The following is a 1,111-nucleotide window of genomic DNA, read 5'->3' as shown; positions in this document are numbered from 1 at the left end:
TGAATATCCATCAAAATAAGATCAAAGTGTTGATTTTCCAATAGTTTTGTGGCAATAAGTCCATTTTCAGCTTCGGTGGTATCAAACCCTAAATAGCTTAAACTTTGTATAGCTATAAATCTATTCATATCATTATCTTCAACGAGAAGTACACGTTTACCCAAAAAAGTCCCTTCTTTAACTTGATCAATTTTAGCTGTTAAATTTTTAAGATTTCCTTTTTCAAAAGTCAATTGAAATATACATTTAGTCCCTTGGTTTTTGGAACTTTTTACGATCATATCTCCTCCCATTAACTTAACCAAATCGTTCGAAATTGCCATTCCCAATCCAGTACCTTCATAACCTCTAGTGGAAGTATTTTGCTCTTGAGAAAATTTGTCAAATATTTTTGATACAAATTCGTCAGACATTCCAATTCCAGTATCTGAAACCTCAAACATCAATGTTTGATTATTTTCTGTATCTTCAACTACTTTTACATTTAAAATGATAATCCCCTTATCTGTAAATTTTATTGAATTCCCTACAAGATTAAATAAAATCTGTTTCAATCTGGTATCATCACCAATTAAAACGGGTTGGATTTTAGTAGATACTTCTATTTTAAATTCTATATTTTTCTCTTTTGCTTGTGAATATAAAATAGAGTGTACATTATAGGCCAATGCACTTGGACTAAATGGTTTGTAATCTAGTTCCATTTCACCCGATTCTATTTTTGAAATATCAAGAATATTATTTAAAATAGTTAAAAGATGCTTTGCTGAACTTTCTGATTGCGAAACATAAAATTTTTGATTTACACTTAGTTGTTCTTTATTTAACTGTCTAATCATTCCAATAATAACATTCAAAGGAGTTCTAATTTCGTGACTCATGTTTGCCAAGAAAAGTTCTTTGGCCTTTGAAGCAGATTCTACAGTAGTGATGGCATTTGCCAATTGTTTTTCTAATTGTTTTTGTTTCGTAATATCCAAATGAATACTAATCCTACCAATCAAATTGCCTTTATCGTTATAGTTTGGTGCACTACTTACAAACCACCATTTTACATTTCCTTGCTTATCTTCTATATTAATTTCGTAACTATCAGGTTTATTATTATTAG

Annotated in this window: 1 protein-coding gene; it reads right to left on the bottom strand. The window is 29.6% G+C overall.

The window, feature by feature from the left end; all coding sequences use genetic code 11:
• On the bottom strand, positions 1-1,111 hold a 1,111-nt coding region (locus IU405_RS00500; protein WP_231749397.1), incomplete at both ends, for an ATP-binding protein.

This window comes from Polaribacter sp. BAL334, assembly GCF_015767435.1.
Lineage (GTDB): Bacteria > Bacteroidota > Bacteroidia > Flavobacteriales > Flavobacteriaceae > Polaribacter.
Note: the sequence above shows the minus strand (reverse complement) of the source record. Positions and strands in the feature narration are given on the sequence as shown.